The sequence below is a fragment of the Sphingomonas sp. GW821-FHT09B04 genome, from assembly GCF_059418285.1.
In genome coordinates this window covers 198,802-216,717 of the sequence record NZ_JBWKPO010000002.1, presented here as the reverse complement: position 1 = coordinate 216,717, position 17,916 = coordinate 198,802, and the positions used below count along the sequence as shown (strand labels likewise).

Annotated in this window: 16 protein-coding genes; 11 read left to right on the top strand and 5 right to left on the bottom strand. The window is 66.1% G+C overall.

Annotated elements, in window-relative coordinates; translation table 11 throughout:
• Nucleotides 1–15: 15 nt before the first annotated feature.
• Entirely contained in the window at nucleotides 16–1,233 is a 1,218-nt protein-coding gene (locus tag AC07NK_RS06945; RefSeq protein WP_495169858.1) for a TIGR04063 family PEP-CTERM/XrtA system glycosyltransferase, read from the bottom strand.
• Between the two features lie 92 nt (nucleotides 1,234–1,325).
• On the opposite strand from AC07NK_RS06945, the gene AC07NK_RS06940 reads away from it, so the two are divergent.
• The 3 genes from AC07NK_RS06940 to AC07NK_RS06930 are packed head-to-tail and all read left to right on the top strand — an operon-like array spanning nucleotide 1,326 to nucleotide 4,598.
• A complete protein-coding gene (locus AC07NK_RS06940; RefSeq protein WP_495169857.1) occupies nucleotides 1,326–1,472 on the top strand; it encodes a hypothetical protein in 147 nt (48 codons plus the stop codon).
• Nucleotides 1,465–2,838: a DUF5935 domain-containing protein gene (locus AC07NK_RS06935; protein ID WP_495169856.1), complete on the top strand. Its 1,374-nt coding sequence runs from the start codon at nucleotides 1,465–1,467 to the stop codon at nucleotides 2,836–2,838. Before AC07NK_RS06940 ends, AC07NK_RS06935 begins: the two co-directional genes overlap by 8 nt.
• 17 nt (nucleotides 2,839–2,855) lie before the next feature.
• Nucleotides 2,856–4,598, top strand: a complete 1,743-nt coding sequence (locus AC07NK_RS06930) for an asparagine synthetase B family protein (protein WP_495169855.1) — start codon at nucleotides 2,856–2,858, stop codon at nucleotides 4,596–4,598.
• On the opposite strand, the gene AC07NK_RS06925 is transcribed toward AC07NK_RS06930, so the two are convergent.
• The 3 genes from AC07NK_RS06925 to AC07NK_RS06915 form a co-directional block, all read right to left on the bottom strand.
• Nucleotides 4,590–5,459 (bottom strand): dienelactone hydrolase family protein, encoded by an 870-nt coding sequence (locus tag AC07NK_RS06925; RefSeq protein WP_495169854.1) that lies wholly within the window; start codon nucleotides 5,457–5,459, stop codon nucleotides 4,590–4,592. The genes AC07NK_RS06930 and AC07NK_RS06925 overlap by 9 nt on opposite strands.
• 85 nt (nucleotides 5,460–5,544) lie before the next feature.
• Nucleotides 5,545–6,639, bottom strand: a complete 1,095-nt coding sequence (locus AC07NK_RS06920; protein ID WP_495169853.1) for an MBL fold metallo-hydrolase — start codon at nucleotides 6,637–6,639, stop codon at nucleotides 5,545–5,547.
• 76 nt (nucleotides 6,640–6,715) lie between these two features.
• Nucleotides 6,716–7,369 (bottom strand): DUF1013 domain-containing protein, encoded by a 654-nt coding sequence (locus AC07NK_RS06915; RefSeq protein WP_495169852.1) that lies wholly within the window; start codon nucleotides 7,367–7,369, stop codon nucleotides 6,716–6,718.
• A 216-nt stretch (nucleotides 7,370–7,585) separates the two neighbouring features.
• Here AC07NK_RS06915 and AC07NK_RS06910 point away from each other — a divergent pair, with 216 nt between their 5' ends.
• From AC07NK_RS06910 to AC07NK_RS06895, 4 genes are all read left to right on the top strand, one after another.
• Nucleotides 7,586–7,861, top strand: coding sequence for a hypothetical protein (locus AC07NK_RS06910; protein WP_495169851.1), 276 nt, complete (start codon nucleotides 7,586–7,588; stop codon nucleotides 7,859–7,861).
• 61 nt (nucleotides 7,862–7,922) lie between these two features.
• Entirely contained in the window at nucleotides 7,923–8,087 is a 165-nt protein-coding gene (locus AC07NK_RS06905; RefSeq protein WP_495169850.1) for a hypothetical protein, read from the top strand.
• A 2-nt stretch (nucleotides 8,088–8,089) separates the two neighbouring features.
• Nucleotides 8,090–9,025, top strand: coding sequence for an aldo/keto reductase (locus AC07NK_RS06900; protein ID WP_495169849.1), 936 nt, complete (start codon nucleotides 8,090–8,092; stop codon nucleotides 9,023–9,025).
• A 1-nt stretch (nucleotide 9,026) separates the two neighbouring features.
• The gene (locus AC07NK_RS06895) at nucleotides 9,027–9,851 is read left to right on the top strand and encodes a phytanoyl-CoA dioxygenase family protein (RefSeq protein ID WP_495169848.1); all 825 of its coding nucleotides are present in this window, start codon (nucleotides 9,027–9,029) and stop codon (nucleotides 9,849–9,851) included.
• A 23-nt stretch (nucleotides 9,852–9,874) separates the two neighbouring features.
• Here the strand turns inward: AC07NK_RS06895 and AC07NK_RS06890 are convergent, their stop codons facing one another.
• Nucleotides 9,875–10,993, bottom strand: a complete 1,119-nt coding sequence (locus tag AC07NK_RS06890; protein ID WP_495169847.1) for a GGDEF domain-containing protein — start codon at nucleotides 10,991–10,993, stop codon at nucleotides 9,875–9,877.
• A gap of 120 nt (nucleotides 10,994–11,113) precedes the next feature.
• Here AC07NK_RS06890 and AC07NK_RS06885 point away from each other — a divergent pair, with 120 nt between their 5' ends.
• From AC07NK_RS06885 to AC07NK_RS06870, 4 genes are all read left to right on the top strand, one after another.
• Nucleotides 11,114–12,010 (top strand): LysR family transcriptional regulator, encoded by an 897-nt coding sequence (locus AC07NK_RS06885; protein ID WP_495169846.1) that lies wholly within the window; start codon nucleotides 11,114–11,116, stop codon nucleotides 12,008–12,010.
• 142 nt (nucleotides 12,011–12,152) lie between these two features.
• Nucleotides 12,153–13,370 (top strand): FAD-dependent oxidoreductase, encoded by a 1,218-nt coding sequence (locus AC07NK_RS06880; protein ID WP_495169845.1) that lies wholly within the window; start codon nucleotides 12,153–12,155, stop codon nucleotides 13,368–13,370.
• A gap of 47 nt (nucleotides 13,371–13,417) precedes the next feature.
• Nucleotides 13,418–16,468, top strand: coding sequence for a TonB-dependent receptor domain-containing protein (locus AC07NK_RS06875; protein WP_495169844.1), 3,051 nt, complete (start codon nucleotides 13,418–13,420; stop codon nucleotides 16,466–16,468).
• A 131-nt stretch (nucleotides 16,469–16,599) separates the two neighbouring features.
• Nucleotides 16,600–17,910 (top strand): dicarboxylate/amino acid:cation symporter, encoded by a 1,311-nt coding sequence (locus AC07NK_RS06870; RefSeq protein ID WP_495169843.1) that lies wholly within the window; start codon nucleotides 16,600–16,602, stop codon nucleotides 17,908–17,910.
• Nucleotides 17,911–17,916 lie beyond the last annotated feature (6 nt).

Genomic DNA, 17,916 nt, shown 5'->3' with positions numbered 1-17,916 from the left:
GAGCGATGCTGTACGCTACCATTTTCCGGACCGTTCGCGCGCCTCAATGAGCTTTTGGTAAACAGGTTCGTAGCGTGAAATGTTTGACGACCAGTTACGGTCTTTCTCAACGAACGCCCGTCCGCGCTCGCGCTGCGTCTCCCAGCCATCGCGATTTTCGAAGACCTTCGCCACCGCCTGCGCCAGCGCTGCGGGATCGTCGGGCGGAAACAATGTGCCGGTGTCGCCGTCGCGAATCAGTTCGCGATGCCCGCCCACATCCGACGCCGCGACCAGCCGCCGCTGCGCCATCGCCTCGATCGGTTTGAGCGGCGTGACCAGGTCCGTAAGCCGCATATGCTTGCGCGGATAGACCAGCAGATCGATCAGTGAATAATAGCGCTCGACCTGCTCGTGCGGCACGCGCCCGACGAAATGGATCGCCTCCGCCGCACTCGACGTCTTGGCCTGCGCGCGCAGTTTCTCCTCCATCGGTCCACCGCCGACCATCAGCAGCCGTATTTTGGGGCGCGCGGCGACCAGCGCCGGCATCGCCGCGATCAGGTCGTCCAGCCCCTCATAGTCATAGAAGCTGCCGATGAAGCCGATCACCTCGGCGTCATCCAATCCCCATTCGGTCGAAAGCGCCGCGTCGCGCGCAGGCGGCTCGCCGAACAGATGCAGGTCGACGCCATTGGGCGAGACCATGATCTTGTCGCCGTCGATCCCGCGCGCCATCAGGTCGCGCCTGAGGCCCTCGCAGATCACCGCCACCGCATCTGCGCGCTTGCACGCATAGGTTTCGAGTCCGCGCGTCGCCCGATATTTGAGCGACCCTTCGGTTCCGGTGCCGTTGCCAACCGCCGCATCCTCCCAAAAGGCACGGATCTCGTAGAGCAGCGGAATCCCGTATTTCTTCGACGCGCGCATCGCTGCGAGCGGATCGATGACTGGCGAATGCGCATGCAGGATATCGGGCCGGAAACGCTCCACCACCTGACAAATCCGTCGTGCAAACGTCGCGATCTCGGCCGCCTCGCCCAACACCGGGGGCAGCCGCCGCATTTGTTTCGTCCGGTGGAAATCGATTCCGTCGAGCGTCTCGAACGGCGCATCACCCGTGTGGTATCGTGGCCCTGTAACCCCGGCGACGGTCCAGCCGCGCTCCATCTGCGCCTTCAGAATCGCGCGGGTACGAAAGGTGTAGCCGCTATGGAGCGGAAGCGAATGATCGAGGACGTGCAAGATGCGCATGATGAACGCCCTCTGGCATGCCAGCACTTAACGCCGCGTCAACCTCGCTGCGCTAGGAAAAGTGCGGGTGAGCGCGTGAAGGGACGGCAAGGATGATCGACAGTCTGGTGCTGGGCCTGACGCATGGCTTGCTGCTGCTCACCGCCTGGCGACTGATCAACAGCCCCGCGCTCGACGACGAAAATGCCCCGCCTCCGGGCGAAACGCCGCGCAACCGCTGGGGCCGCAAGCGTGCGTGACCTGGCCTTTATCGCATTCCTCGCGGCGATCTTCGGCCTCGGCTTCCGGCGGCCGTTCATCTTCGTGCTGGCGTATGTGTATATCGACGTCGTCTCGCCCCAGCGGATGAGCTATTTCCTGCTCAACGCCTTCCCGATCTCGGCGATGGCGGTGGGCTTCGCGGTGCTCTCGTGGCTCGCCTTCGACGACAAGAAGGATACCCGCGTCGCCCCGCGGCAGGGGCTGATGCTGGCGCTGCTCGTCTACTGCTACTGGACGACGACCAAAGCTGATTTCCCGATCGATGCTGCGTTCAAATGGGATTGGGTGTGGAAGGCGCTGGCCTTCGCGATCTTCCTGCCCCTCACCTTGCGCACCAAGCTGCGAATCGAAGCGCTGTTGCTGTTCATGCTGCTCTCGGTCGCGACGATCATCATCAACGGCGGGCTCAAGACCGCGCTCGGCGGCGGCGGCTATGGCCAGCTCAAGCTCTATGTCGACAATAATTCCGGCCTGTTCGAAGGCAGCATCATCTCCGCCGTCTCCATCTGCGTGATCCCGCTGATCCTGTGGTTCACCCGCCATGGCACGATCTTCCCGCCCGACTGGCGCGTGAAGACCTTTGGCTATCTGCTCATCTTCGCCTGCCTGCTGATGCCGATCGGCACCCAGGCGCGCACCGGGCTGCTGTGCGTCGGCCTGCTCGCGATCCTGATGCTGCGCGACGTCAAGCGGCGCATGGTCTATATCGGAGGCGCGGCGGCGCTCGCGCTGGTCGCCATCCCCTTCCTCCCAACAGCGTTCAGCGAGCGGATGGGCACGATTCGTACCTATCAGGCCGACGCCTCCGCCTCGACCCGGATCGCGGTGTGGCAATGGACGCTCGATTATGTGAAGGAGCACCCGTTCGGCGGCGGGTTCGAGGCGTATCGCCAGAACGAGATCAAGTACGACAAAATCGAGATGGTCGGCGAAGGCGCCAGTGTCACCGTCGTCCGCACACCCGAAATCGACAAGTCGCGCGCCTATCATTCGGCCTATTTCGAGATGCTGGGCGAGCAGGGCTGGCCCGGCTTCGCGCTCTGGTTGATGATCCATCTCGGCGGCATCGTGCGCATGGAAGTGCTGCGCCGCCGCTACTGGAAGGCCCAACACGATCCCGCCTCCGATCAGGCGTGGATCTCGCCGCTAGCTACCGCGCTCCAGCATGCGCATTTGATCTATCTGTTCGGCGCGACCTTTGTCGGCATCGCGCTCAATCCCTTCGTCTACATGCTGGTCGGCGCGCAGATCGGGCTCGACACCTATCTCGCCCGCAAGCGCGCCGAGGAAGGGATGAAGCCGATGCACAAGCGGCGCGATTCTCCCGCGCCAGCGCCGGTATGATGGGCTAAGACGCAGAAATGTCCGGCCTGTTTCTTGCCCGCAACGATGATCCCGACTTCACCGCCGCCGCACTCGCAGCGGCACGCGAAGCGTTTGCAGCGCAGGGATTTCGCGCTCCCGCCGAGCACGCCCTGCCCGGCTGGTCGTTGCTCCATTTCCCCTACATCATCGGCGGCCCCGATGGCCTGCTGGTGCGCGGCGAAGATTTCGCAGCCGCCGCCGGAACGCCCGTCATCGATGGCAAGTTCGGCCGCGCCGCGCTCGAAGCCTTGCTCGGCATGGACCCGCTCGCGCTCGACTGGAGCCGGATCGGCGGGCAGTTCGTCGTACTGATCCGCCGCAGCGGGCGCACCTTCCTGTTCGGCGACTATTTCTCGGCCTTTCAGCTCTTCTGCGACACCGGCGACCGGATCTTCTCGACCTCGCTTCTCGCCGCGGCGCAGGCGATGCCAAGGCTCAGCTTCGATGCGCAGGGCGTGTACGAACTCGCCTTCAACGTCATGCCGATCGGCGACGACACGGTGTTCACGGAGCTGAAGACGCTTTCTCCCTTTACGGTGATCGAGCTGACCCGGCAGGGCGTAGTCCACCATCGCGTCGAAAAGCCGCTCCCCGCCGCTCCCTCGCGCCTGTCGCTTGCCGAACAGATCGAGCGTCACCGCGCCCCGCTTGCGGCGATCGTCGGCGCGCATGTCGCGCAGTTCGGAAATCATGTCCGCAGCCCGTTGTCGGGCGGGCTCGATTCGCGTCTCGTCCTCGCCGCGCTGCGTCAGGCCGGATGCCAGCCCGAGCTCTATGTCTATGGTCTGCCCGGCGACGAGGATGTCGAAATTGCGCAGGCGATGGGCAAGGCCTGCGGGTTCGAAGTCGAGTGGACGGACAAATATGCCGAGACTCCGCCCCCGGACGCCTTTCCCGAGCTGGTCGCACGCAACTTCCACCAGTTCGACGGGCTGCCCACCTTCGGCAATATCTTCGACAATGGCGCACATGGTGAGGCCCAGATCGCACGCCACGCAGGCGGCGCGCTCGCGGTTTCGGGCGGGTGCGGCGAGATCTACCGCAACTTCTTCTACCTCCCCGACCGCCGCTTCAGCGCGCACGACGTCGCCCGCACCTTCTTCGCGCGCTTCACGCCGGGCGACGCGACCGAGCGTTTCGATTCGCGCAGCTTCATCGACGGCATCGCCACGCGCATAGGCGCTGCGATCGAGCCGCCCGTAGCCACCGGCCGCCTCGACCGCACCCGCATCGAGCAGATCTATCCACGCATCCGCTGCCGCGCGCTGTTCGGGCGCGAGATCAGTCTCGAAGGGCGCTACAGCCCCTATCTCATGCCCTTCCTCGACCATCAGGTGGTGGCGCAGGCGATGACGATCCCGCTCGGCCTCAAGCACGCCGGCCGGTTCGAGGCGGCGCTGCTCAACGCGATCGACCCGCAGCTCGCCGCCCAGCCCTCGGCCTATGGCCATGATTTCACCGCAGGACCGGACCGAAAGCATCGCTTTACCGAATGGTCGACGCGGATCCGTCCGGTCTGGGTGCGCCAGCATACCTATGCGCTGCGCCGCCGCATGGGGCCAATGGGCGACGAGCATGGCGGGCTGTTGTCACCCGGCTACATGCATCGCGTGATCGACCCGGAATTCCCGGCGATGCGCCGCTTCTTCCGCATGGATGCAATCACAGACAGCGGCCTGTGGCGCCGTATCGCCAACCTCGAATATCTGGCGGCAGAATTGGGATCGAAGCTAGCCTAGGCTCTTCCCGAACAACGCCAGCAGCCGGCCCCAGGCCTTCTCGGCCTGCACCTGATTGTACACCGGGCTGTCGGGTGGGCACCAGCCGTGCATGGCGCCGGCATAGACCTCGATCTCGGCGGGCAGCTTCGCCTCGGCGAACGCCGTGCGCAGCGTTTCCTTCTCCTGCGGGAAGCGCTTGTCGTCATTCTCGGCGACCGCGATCAGGAAATTCGCCTTCATCTTGGGGATCAGCAGATGCGGGCTGTCGGGCTTGTCGGTGGCAAGCCCACCGCCATGAAACGACGCCGCCGCGCGGATGCGACCTGGCAAGGCCGCGGCGGTCTGCATGATGATCGGGCCGCCCATGCAATAGCCGGTGGTTCCGGCACCGCGCTTCGGATCGACCTCGGGCTGCTTGTCGAGAAAGGCAAGGAACGCGCCCGCATCGCGCGCGATCGCGTCGGCGGTCAGCGCCTGCCGCCACGGCATGATCCGCCCGCGCACTTCCGGCTGATCCCAGGATTCGCCTTCCTTGAAGATCGGCAGCCCGCTGTTGCGGTAGAATTGGTTGACCGTCAGCACGGCATAGCCCGATTGCGCCAGCCGCTCGCCCATCTTGCGGAACGCGGGGCGCAGCCCGAATACGTCGGGCCACACCAGCACCGCTGGATGCCTGCCCTTGGCGGGCGCGGTGAAATAGGCCTGCGCGACGCCATCCGGCGTCTTGATCGTGATGTCGCGATGCTTCAGCGTCTGGGCATTGGCAGGCGCGGGCAGCAGCGCCGCAAGCGCCGCCGCGCCGGTCATCCCCGCAAAATCGCGCCGCGACACCTTGCCGAAGGCGCGCTCGTTGTCGGCGTCGGTCAGATCATCACACATCGCGCAGCTCTCCCTGAATCGGCTCGGCGCCTATCCTAGGCGGCCTTCCTCGCGGCACAAACCCGGTTCGACGAACGTCACGCGGTCAAGGCGCGCGATACCACCAGACGCCGTCGCGTTCCTCGCGCATTGCCCGCCCCTCGACCTCCAGCCGCCGCAGATGCGCCAGCGTCTCGCCGGTGGCGAGGCCGATCATGCTGCCGTCGATCTTGCGCCGGAACATCCGCCCGAAACAGTCGACCGCGCGCCGCGGTTCGGTGAGGTGCGCTTCGAGGATATCGAGCCGCTTCAAATGCTCGTCACGCAGCGCCGCCAGTCGCGGATGCAGCCCCGTGAACGGCTCGCCATGCGCGGGCAGCACCAGCAGGTCGCCGGGCAGCCCCATCAGCTTGTTGATCGATGCCAGCCATTCACCCAGCGGATCGGCCTCCGGCTCCGTCAGCCCGAGCGACACGTTCGAACTGATCCGCGGTAATATCTGGTCCCCCGCGATCAGCACCCCCTCGCCCTCGTTCCACAGGCAGGCATGTTCGGGGCAATGGCCCGATGCGGTCACCACGCGCCAGTCCGTGCCCCCGATTGCGATGCGCTCGCCATCGACGATGCGCCGGTACGACAGCGGCAGCGGCGCGACCATCCTGCTCATCCGCCCGAACCCGCCAGCCGAGGCTTCGGCGATCTGCGCGTCGTCCCATCCCGCCGCGCGCCAGAAGGCGACCTGTTCGTCCGGCACGACATCGCGCGCGTCGGCGGTGAGCACCCGCAACGTCAGCCATTCGCCGCGGGTCATCCACAGCCGTGTCCGGAACTTGCGGCACAACCAGCCGGCGAGCCCGGCATGATCGGGGTGGAAGTGCGTGCAGATCACCCGCCCCACCGGCCGCTCCGCCAGCGGTGCCGCCGCGAACAGCGCACGCCACGCCTCGACCGCCCCGGCGATGTTCAGCCCGGTATCGACCGCGGTGGTCGTCTCGCCGTCATCGAGCAGCCAGCAATTGATATGGTTGAGCGGTCCCGGCACCGGCAGCCGGATCCAGCGCACGCCACGGGCGATCTCGACCGCTTCGCCGATACCCGGCACGCGCTCGCCGAACGGATAGGTCAGCCCGCGATGGCTGGTCGCGACGAAGCGCTCGTCCTGCGTCAGCGAAACATCGGGGGAAATGGTCAGGCGATCCATACCCAAAACATTGACGGCGCAGGACTCGCTTGTCGAGTCGCCGCGCCGTCACAATACCGGAAAATGGAAAATCAGCTCAGCTGCGGAAGAGGTTCTCCGCGGTCGGCTCAGGCGCGCCCGGCTCGCGCGAAGCCGCTTCGCGCTCGGCGCGGAGCTGCTCGAGCAGCGCCTCGCGGTCGCCCTCCAGACGGGTGTCGACCGGTGCCTCGATCCCCGCGGCCTTCGCCGCCTTGGCGACCGCCGAGTCCAGCTCGCGCTGACTGGTCAGACCCAGCGTCACCGGATCCTTGGGGGTGATGTTGGCGATGTTCCAGTGGCTGCGGTCGCGGATCGCAGCGATGGTGTTGCGCGTAGTTCCGATCAGCTTGCCGATCGCACCGTCCGAAATCTCGGGGTGATTACGGATGATCCAGGCAATGCCGTCGGGCTTGTCCGCGCGCTTCGACACCGGCGTATAGCGGGGGCCCTTGGTGCGGCGAATCTGCTCGGGACCCTTCAGCATCTTCAGGCGATAGTCGGGATCGGCCTGGCCCTTCTCGATCTCGTCCATCGTCAGTTCGTGCGCGCGCACAGGGTCGCGGCCGGTCAGCTTGGTCGCGGCGGTGTCGTCGGCGATCGCCTGCACTTCCAGGATGTGGAGGCCGCAAAAGTCGGCAATCTGCTCGAACGAGAGCGCGGTGTTGTCGACCAGCCAGGAAGCGGTCGCGTGCGGCATGAGCGGCTGGGCCACGTCAAAGTCTCCAGAAACAATAAGGGCCGCCCTCACCGGGCGGCCGTTCACACTGTCCGATTTACGCGCATGGGGCGTCAGAGGCAAGCGTCTTGGGGCATTTCGCCTCACCGGCGGGTTCGAAACTTGCTCCGGGCGGCGCAGGGACATAGGTTTGCGTCCGGGCGCCTCGCGGCGCCCCCGCCACTTCAAGAGCCACGTCAGAGAGGAATCCGCATGAAACGAGTCCTTCTTCCCCTCGCCGCCGTCGCGGCGCTCGGCCTCGCTGCGTGCAGCGACAAGGCGAAGAACGAAGCCGCCGAAGCCGCCAATGCGATCGGCGCCGACATGAACGCCACCGCGTCTGAAGCCGAAGCCGACATCAAGGCTGCGACCGAAGGCGCGCTCGGCGATGCCCAGAACACCGCCGACAGTGTCGGCAACACGATCAGCGAGGGCGCAGACAAGGTCGGCAACGCCGTCGAGGCCGCGCACGGCGAGCTCAAAAAGTAAGCGTAACGGGGCTGCCGTCGCGGCGGCCCCGCCTGTTTTCCTCGCCGATTGAGGTGTCGTGATGCGTGCCCTTTTGCTGCTCCCGCTTGTCCTGCTTGCGGCATGCAATTCGACCGACGAAGCCACCGGCGTCACCGCCGACGAGGCCGCGCAGCTCAATGCCGCCGCGGACATGCTCGACATCAACGCGACCGAACCCAAGGCCGCACCCGCGGAGGAGAAGTGAGCATGCGGCGGCTCGGCATCACCGATATCGAAACGCCGCCGATGGTGTTCGGCGGCAACGTCTTTGGCTGGACCGCGGATCGCGATACCAGCTTCGCGCTGCTCGACCGGTTCGCCGGGGCGGGCGGGACGCTGGTCGATACCGCCGACGTCTATTCGGCCTGGGTTTCGGGTCACAAGGGCGGCGAGTCAGAAGCGCTGATCGGCGAATGGATGCGCGCGCGCGGCAGGCGTATCGGCATCGCGACCAAGGTCGGGATGCTTCCCGGTGAGGGTGGCGAGAAGCTGGCGCCGGCCCGCATCGCTGCGGCCTGCGATGCCTCGCTCAAGCGGCTCGGGGTCGAGGCGATCGACCTGTATTATGCGCACCAGGATGACGAGAATGTCCCGCAGGAGGACGTGCTCGCGGCCTTCCAGACGCTGATCGACGCGGGCAAAGTGCGCCATATCGCCGCCTCGAACTTCTCCGCGGCACGGCTCAAGTCCGCGCTCGACATCGCCGCACGCGACGGTTTGCCGCATTATCGTGCGCTCCAGCCAGAATATAATCTCGTCAGCCGCCACCGCTTTGAGGGGGAACTGCAAGATCTGTGCGTCGCGCATAATATCGGCGTGCTGCCCTATTACGGCCTCGCCTCGGGCTTCCTCACCGGCAAATATCGCAGCGAAGCCGATTTCGGGAAGAGCGTGCGCGGCGGACGGATGGCCGCGTTCTTGGAAGCCAAAGGCCGCCCTGTCCTCGAAGCAATGGACGCCGTTGCCGCAGAAACCGGCGCCAGCCTCTCGCACATCGCGCTCGCCTGGCTCGCCGCACAGCCCGGCGTCACCGCGCCGATCGCCAGCGCCACCAGCGTCGCCCAGCTCGACGAACTCATCGCCGGCTGGGACCTTGCCCTCTCAAGGGACCAGCTCGACCGTCTTACCGCCGCAGGAGTGTAGAATGGATCATGTCGCCGCGTATCGGGACCAGGGCTATGCCATCGTCCGTGGCGTGTTTTCCCCAAGCGAAGTCGCGGCGATCAGCGCTGCGGTCGACCAGATCCATGAAGAGGGCGTCGCGCATGGCCGCAGCTTCCGCCACGGCAACCTCTTCTACAATATCGCGTCCGATGCCGATGACGCGCCGCTCGTCCGCATGGTCCAGTGGCCGTCCTATCATAACGCGGTGCTCGACGCGGTCCGGCTCGACCCGCGCTATCTCGATATCCTCGCGCCGCTGATCGGCCCGGATCTCAAACAGATCATCAACCAGCTCCACTGGAAGGCGCCGGGTTCACTCGGCGATTTCGCCTGGCATCAGGATTCGCGTTTCCGCAAACCCGATGCCGCCTATCGCAACCTCGGCACCTCCTACATCCAGACCGGCCTCGCCATCGACCCGCACACGCCGCAAAGCGGGGCGATGCGCTTCATCCCGCGCAGCCACGTCGCCGGGCCGCTCGAACTCGACACCTCGACCGAAGTGCTGGGAACCGAGATGAACGACGACGCGCTGATCGCTGCAGGGATCGATCCCGCAAATGTTGTCGATCTCGTCCTCGATCCCGGTGACCTCGCGATCTGGAATCCCTATCTGGTTCACGGATCGGGCCGGAACCGGGCGGATCACCAGCGCCGCCTCTACATCAACGGCTATGTCGCGGCGGTGGATTGCGACCGCGGCGAATGGGCATTCCGCGACGGCCAGCCGGTGCCGCTCGGCCCCGAAGCGGCGATCGTCCATTACGAGGAGCTGCGCGAGAATCCGTACCCCCATTATGTTTAGGCAAATGCGTCTAAGCTGACCGTTCAGGCCGCAAGCCGCACGCGTCCCCCGCCCCGCGTCTTGGCGCCATAAAGCGCCATATCGGCACGCCGCAGCGCCGCGTCGATCGCGTCGTCCTCACCCATCGCCGCCGCGCCCACGCTAACCCCGATCCGGGCCGTGGCATCGTCGAGCATATAGGGCGCATCGGCGACCCGCTCGACGACCCGTTCACCCAGCCGCTCGATCGCGCCCGGACTCAACACCGGCGCCAGCAGGACGAACTCGTCGCCGCCCAGCCTTGCGACATGGCCGTGCCGCCCGGCGAGCCGGACGAGCCGCTGCGCCACCTCGCACAGCACCTGGTCGCCCGCGTCATGCCCGTGACGATCATTGACCTGCTTGAACCCGTCGAGATCGATATAGAAGAGCGTGCCGCCCACCCCGCACCGCTGCGCGGCTGCGTGCATGAACCCCGAACGATTGAGCAACCCCGTGAGCGGGTCGTGCGCCGCGCGATGGGCATGCGCATGTTCGGCCTCCATCGTCGCGATCATCATGCCGTTGAGCCGCTTTGCCGCCTGCGACATGCTGAACAGCGCCAGCGGCGCCTGGATCGTGGTGACCAGCAAGACCGGATCGTCCGCAAAGGCGGCGCTTACCGCCATCGGCCCCAGCGTCGCGGTGCAAACCAACAGCACGAAGCGCGGCGCGCCGAAATAGCGGATGCTCATGCCCCCCGCGATGCACGCGGTGGCGATATTGACCACGATCGCCGCAGCATAGTCGCCGCTCAGCGTCGTGATCGCCGCGCCATAGCCAAGCGTCCCCGCCCACAGCAATGTCATCAGCAGATAGAGGTCAGTCCCGGTCACCGCGCCGCGCTTCGCCGCGCTCCGGTCGCGATTGAGCAGCACGATCCTTACCCCGATCGTCGCCAGTTCCAGCACCAGCCAGATCGCGAACAACAGCGTCTGGTGCCGCCACCAGATTGCCGCGGCGCAGAGCAATGTCGCGAGTGCGGCCGAATAAAAGATCGCCAGCGAGCTGTAGAGCGTACTCACCTGCGCGACGTGAATCGCCCGACTGACCGGACGGCGCGTCCGGGTCAGCCATTGCGTCGCGCGCCAGCGCGGCAAGCTGTACTTCAGATCGCCGTCCAAACCGTCCTCCGGTGAATTCCGTTCCACTGCAGTAACGACACGGAGTTAACGTAGCGTTCGCCAGACTGGCTTTGCGTCAAGGTCATTGCTCCCGCCGCGCCCGCCCCTAAGATGGCGGTCATGCGTTTCCGTCAGCTCGAAGTCTTCCACGCCGTCTATCTTCACGGCTCGATCAGCGCGGCGGCCCGCGCGCTCGGCGTTTCCCAGCCCTCGGTCTCGAAAACGCTCCACCATGCCGAGGACAGTCTCGGCATTCCTCTCTTCCAGCTCTCACGCGGCCGCCTGATCCCGACCGATGAAGCGCATGCGCTGATGCGTGAGGCCGGCGACCTGTTCGAACGGCTCGACACGCTTCAGCAGACCGCACGTAACCTTGCCCAGGCCGGCGGCGGGCATATCCGGCTCGGCATCGTTCCCAGCCTCGCGCTCGACATCGTGCCGCAGGCGATGGCGCAATTCCGCCGCGAATGGCCACGCGTGACGTTCGAGGTCCATACCCACCATCATGACGATCTGGTCCGTTCGCTGATCGGTCGCGAGATCGACCTCGCCATCGCCTACACCCCGCCCCCGCATCCCCGCCTGACCCGGCAGGTGCTGGCCGAGGGCGAGCTGGTGGTGATGTTCCCTGACGGCATGTTCGCGCCGACCGGTCCGCGCTTCCCGCTCGATCTGCTCGCCGATCGCGACGTGATCGGCGTCGCCGCCACCGGCCCGATTGGCGACGTTCTGACTCAGGCGGCACGCGAACGCGGCCTCGTTTTCCGCGAGACCGTGTCAGTCCAGACCTTCTTCATCGCCGCGCGCCTCGCCCAGCTCGAAGGCGGCGTCACCGTCGTCGATGAATTCACCGCGCGCGCCTGGGCCGCGCCGGGCTTCAAATGGCTGCCCACCGATCCGCCGCTGCGCTTCACCATCTCCTGGACCACGCTCGAGGAACGCCAGCCATCGCGCGTCGCACGGCTCTTCCTTCGCACGCTTGAGGGCATCCTCGTCGAGAGCCGCGTCCAGCCATAACCTGTGGCTATGATCTGCTGATCGATTCCGGACTTCGCACGCGCGGGCGGAGCGGCCATCCTCTCCTCGCGTAACCACTGGGACGGTTGCGCGGGGGAGTGCGCATCCTGATCCGACCGACCGCCTTGAATCCGTGCGCCCGATGAGCCGCGGCGAGGAGATCATCGTGCTGGGCGCGGGCGTGGTCGGCATGGCCACTGCGCTGACGCTGGCCGATCGCGGGCACCGCGTGACCGTGGTCGATGCCGCGCGCGGCCCCGGCCTCGGCACCTCCTTCGCCAATGGCGCACAGCTCAGCTTCGCCTATACCGACGCGCTCGCCAGTCCTTCGGTGCTCGGCCAGATTCCACGCATCCTGCTCGGCCTCGATCCGGCTCTGCGCTTCCAGCTCCATCTCGATCCCGATTTCCTGCGCTGGAGTCTTGCCTTCCTGCGCAACTGCAGCACCGGCGCTTTTCGCCGCAACACGCTGGCCGGCCTCACCCTCGCCGCAGAATCACGCCGTGCGCTCCGGGCGCTCACCGAACGTCACGCGCTCGATTATGGTCACAGCGTCCCCGGAAAGATCCACCTCTATCGCTCTGAGGAATCGTTCGCGGGCGCACAGGCAATGGTCGCGCTCAAGCAGGCAGGCGGCATCACGCAGACATTGCTCGATCCTGACGCCGCGGTCGCGCTCGAACCGATGCTGGCGCCAGTCCGCAACGAGATCGCCGGCGCGCTCTACACCGCGGACGAGGAGGTCGGCGATCCCCACCGGTTCTGCACCGCTGCGCACGAGGCGCTGATCCGCGGCGGCGGAAGTTCGATGTTCAGCCTGCCGGTTGCGCGGATCGATGCGACTGGCGGCGTGCCCGCGATCGTCACCCAATGCGGAAGCCGGGTCCCCGCCGACCGCATCATCCTCGCCGCCGGACCCGGCGCACCCAGGCTCGCCCGCACCCTCGGCGTGCGGCTCCCCGTCCAGCCAATGAAGGGCTATTCGATCACCGCGCCCACCGGCGCCGCGGCGCCCGCCGCCAGCATCACCGACGTTGCCAATCGCGTCGTCTTCGCCCGGCTCGGCAACCGGATGCGGATCGCCGGGCTGGCTGAGCTGGGCAAGCGCGACACAAGGGTCGAGCCCAGACGAGTCCGCGCGCTCATCGACAGCGCGCGCGCCGCGCTGCCCAACGCCGCGGATTACGACCATATCGAATCGAGTTGGGCCGGGCTTCGCCCGATGACCCCCGATTCGCTGCCGGTCACCCGGACCATCGCGCCCGGGGTGATCGCCAATACCGGGCATGGCGGGCTCGGCTGGACCTATGCTGCAGGGTCGGCCGAACGCGTCGCGCAACTTATCGAGGGGACGGCCTGACGGCGCGCCAAAGACGCCGCAGGCAAATAATCAGGGAAGGGAAACCCATGAAGACTGCAATCCGTATCGCGGGACTGATGGGCGGCATCTCGCTGCTCGCCACCGCCAGCGCCGCCATGGCGCAGGACACGCCCGAAACGCCCCAAGCCGAGCCCGAGGCTCAGGAAGTCGTCGTCATCGGCTCGCAGATCAAGGGGGCCGATGTCGCCGGCGCACTGCCGGTCACCGTGCTCAACGAAGATGATATCGCTGCCATCGCCGCCACCAACGGGGACGATCTGTTCCGTTCGATCCCGCAGGCGGGCGACGTCGCCTTCAACGAAAGCCGCGACGCCGGCGGCATCAACGACGCGCGCGGTGACACCGCCTCGATCAACCTGCGCGCGCTTGGCACCGGCAACACGCTGGTCCTGCTCAACGGCCGCCGCATGGTCCTCCACCCGGGCACCCAGAGCGAGAACCTCGTCCCGGTGCAGAGTGTCAATACCAACACCATCCCGGTGATGGGCGTCAGCCGGGTCGAGGTGCTTCTCGACGGCGCCGCCGCCATCTACGGCTCGGACGCGGTCGCCGGCGTGATCAACACCGTGCTCAAAAGCAACTTCAAGGGCATTCGCGCCACCGCCGAGGTCGGCTTCACCGAGAATTCGGGTCAGGTCGAGAGCGAGTTCGCATTCGAAGCCGGCCACAGCTTCAACGGCGGCAAGACCAACATCTCGCTATTCGGTTCGTTTAACCATCGCGACCCGCTCTACGCCCGCGAACGCCGTAATTCGCGCTCGGCCGACTTGCGGCCATTGGTCGCGGGCACGCCCTTTGCCAATGACACCGATTTCGACAACACGTCGACCGACAGCATCTGGGGCGAGTTCCAGCGGCTGACCAACAGCTATGTCGCGTCGACCACCGCGGCGCAGGTCAACGGTACCACGCTCACCACCAGCGGTATCTTCCATATTCAGCCCAACACCAATGAAGGCTGCATCGCGGCGACCTCCTATGCTGGCACCTGCTGGGACAACAGCTCGCTCTCGACCGCCTCGACCGACAACAACCTCAAATACGACATCAACAACGTCCGCACGCTGATGGGCCGCAACGACCGCATCAACCTGTTCGGCTTCTTCAACCACGAATTCGACAGCGGGCTCGAATTCTTCGCCGAGGCGGGGTGGTATCGCGCCGATTTCCAGTCGCAGCGCGAACAGGATACGTCGCTGGCCAGCCAGCGGCTGATCATCCCCGCCAACGGCTATTACAATCCGTTCGGCCCGGTCGGCAGCGCCTATCGCATCCCTGGCCTCACCGGGGTCGCCACCACCGGCGTACCGATCGAACTGATCGACTATCGCCCCGTCGATGCCGGCCCGCTCGTCGTCAACGTCCGCAACGACACGATGCGTTTCCTCGGCGGCTTCCGCGGCAAGCTGCTTGGCTTCGATTTCGACAGCGCGGCACTCTACTCGCGTGCCCGCACCCGCGATTCGATGCACACGGTCAGCCTGACCCGGTTCCAGGAAGCGCTGAGCCGAACCGATGCGAGTGCCTATAACCCCTTCAACGGTGGCGACCCGCTCAACCCCGGCCGCCTCGATTCCACGCCCAATCCACAGAGCGTGATCGACAGCTTCATGGTCGACATTTACCGCATCAGCACGACCGAGCTGGCGATGGCCGACTTCAAGATCAGCAAGAATGATCTGCTCAACCTGCCTGCCGGACGGGTCGGGATGGCGGCGGGCGTCGAGTTCCGCCACGAAACCTTCGCCGACGACCGCGATCCGCGGCTCGACGGCACCATCCGCTTCACCGCGCTCGACGGCTCGTCCAACGGCAGCGACACGCTGGGCGCCAGCCCGACGCCTGACAGCGGCGGCTCGCGCGATACCATTTCCGGCTTCCTCGAATTCGCGGTGCCGATCGTCGGACCGGACATGAACGTGCCGCTGATCCGCTCGCTCGATCTGCAGCTCGCGGGGCGCGTCGAGTCCTATCAGGGCTTCAACACCGTCGCGAAGCCCAAGGTCGCCGTGTCGTGGTACCCCTTCGCCAACCTTCAGCTGCGCGGCTCCTGGTCGCAAGGCTTCCGCGCGCCCAACCTGCCCCAGTTGTTCGAAAACGGCATCCAGCGCTCGAACACCCGCACCGATTGGGTGAAGTGCGAGGCGGATCGCCGCGCCGGCCGGATCGCCAATTTCGATGCCTGTACGCGCAGCCAGGGCGTCGTCAGCAATCGTTCGGGCAGCCAGGATCTGATCCCCGAGGAATCCGACAGCCTTTCGCTGGGCGGCACCTTCCAGCTCAAGATGGGCCGCGCCGGCCGCCTCACTTTCACCGCCGACTATTGGGAAATCCGGCAGAAGAACGTGATCGGCCTGTTCGGGGATTCGAACGCGCTCGTCCTCGACTATTTCCTGCGTCTGTCCGGTTCATCGAACCCGAACGTCCAGCGAGCAGACCCGACCCCGCAGGAGATTCTGGACTTCGCCGGCACCGGCGTCGCACCGGTCGGCCGGGTGATCCAGGTGATCGACAACTACGCCAACCTCACGCCCCGCAGCGTGCGCGGGTATGATCTCGGCGTGTACTATCAGGTCAAGGACACCGGCATCGGCGATTTCAGCGCCCGGGTGAACGCCGCCCGACTGCTCGAATTCTACCAGGTGCCCGGACCCGCGGCGCAAGCGCTGATCGCGGCCCAAGCTTCGGGGAAGATCGATCCGACGATCAACATCACCGGCGCACAAAGCCTGATCGAAGAGAATGGCCGCCCGAAATGGCGCGGTTCGGCCAGCGTCACCTGGCGCTATGAGGGCTTCGGCATCGGCTATTATGCCAATTATGTCGGGTCAGTCGTCGACACGTCCGCCTCGCTCGCCGATGGCACCCGGTTCAAGGTCAAGGACTACCTCACCCACAGCCTGTACGCGCAATACACCGTCGATGGCGGGCCGATGGACAGCCTTCGCCTGCGCGTGGGCGCGCGCAACCTGTTCAACACGCTAGCGCCGATCGCCGATCAGCCGACGGGCTATATCGGCGATCTCTACGGCAATCGCGGCCGCCAGATCTATTTCTCGGTCAGCAAGCGCTTCTAGGGGCACCCCGCTCCCGCGCCGCCAGTCACGGCGGCGCGGGAGCAACCCGGCGGGATGCATCCAGTTTCCCCCGTCCTCGTTGATGATCCAGGCTTGGCCTCAAGCCGCACCAACAAGACCGGAGCTGCGCGATGACCGAGACGACACCTCCTGAGCCGATCGCCCCCGCGGCACAGTTGCGCCCGTTCAGCCGCGCGCTGCATTGGTGGTTCGGGGTCGCGCTGTGGAAGCGTATTCTCGGCGCGCTTGTCCTCGGCGCGATCGTCGGCGTCATCTGGGGGCCGGGCGCCACTTCGATCACCTGGATCGGCGAGCTGTTCGTGCGCCTGATCCGCATGCTCGTCGTCCCCCTTGTCTTCCTCACCATCGCCGCAGGTGTCGCTGCGCTCGCCGATCCCAAGCGGCTGGGCAGCATCGGCGTGAAGACGCTCGCCATGTACGTGTTCACCACCGCGCTCGCCGTCACCACCGGGCTTACCGTTGCGACGCTGATTGGCCCCGGTATCGGCGCTACCTTCGCCGACGCGGTGCCCAAAGCGATGGGAACCCCGCCCGATACCGCGCGGATGTTCATGGAGATCATCCCCGACAATCCCGTCGGCGCGATGGCCGAGGGCAAGACGCTGTCTGTGATCTTCTTCGCCATCCTCGTCGGCGCCGGCGTGATCGCCGCGGGCAAGGGTGCCGAACCGATCCGCGCCTTTCTCAACGGCGCGTCGGATGTGATGCTCAAGATCGTCGGCTTCGTGATGGAGACCGCGCCGTTTGGCGTCTTCGCGCTGATCGCCGTAGTGATGGGCACCAGCGGCCCGGCGAGCTTCCTGGCCGTGCTCAAGCTCGCCATCTGCGTTGTCATCGGCTCGGCGGTCGTCACACTGCTGATCCACGGCCTCATCGTCGTGCGGCTGATGGCGTGGCTGTCGCCGCTCCCCTTCTTCCGCGGCATCGCCGACGCGATCATGGTCGGCTTCTCGACCTCGTCCAGCTCGGCGACGCTCCCCGTCGCGATCCGCGTCGCGCAGAACAATCTCGGCGTGTCCAAGCCCGTCGCCTCGACCGTGCTCCCGCTCGGCGCGACGATCGGCATGGACGGGGCGGCGATGTATGTCGCAATGCTCACCCTGTTCGCCGCGCAGGCGTTCGGCGTGCCGCTCGACTGGGCCGATTATCTGGTGATCGCTGCGACCACCACCATCGTCGCAATGGGTGTGGCGCCGGTGCCTTCGGGCTCGCTATTCGTCCTCGCCGCAGTGCTCCACGCGATTGGCATCACGCCCGAGCAGACCGCGCTCGTCGTCGGCTTCATCCTGCCCTTCGACCGCATCCTCGACATGACCCGCACCGTTCCCAACGTCACCTCCGATCTCGCCATCGCCACCGCCGTCGCGCGGTGGGAGGGCGAGATGGATGTGAACGTCTATAATTCCGCCAACGACGTTTGAGGCTGG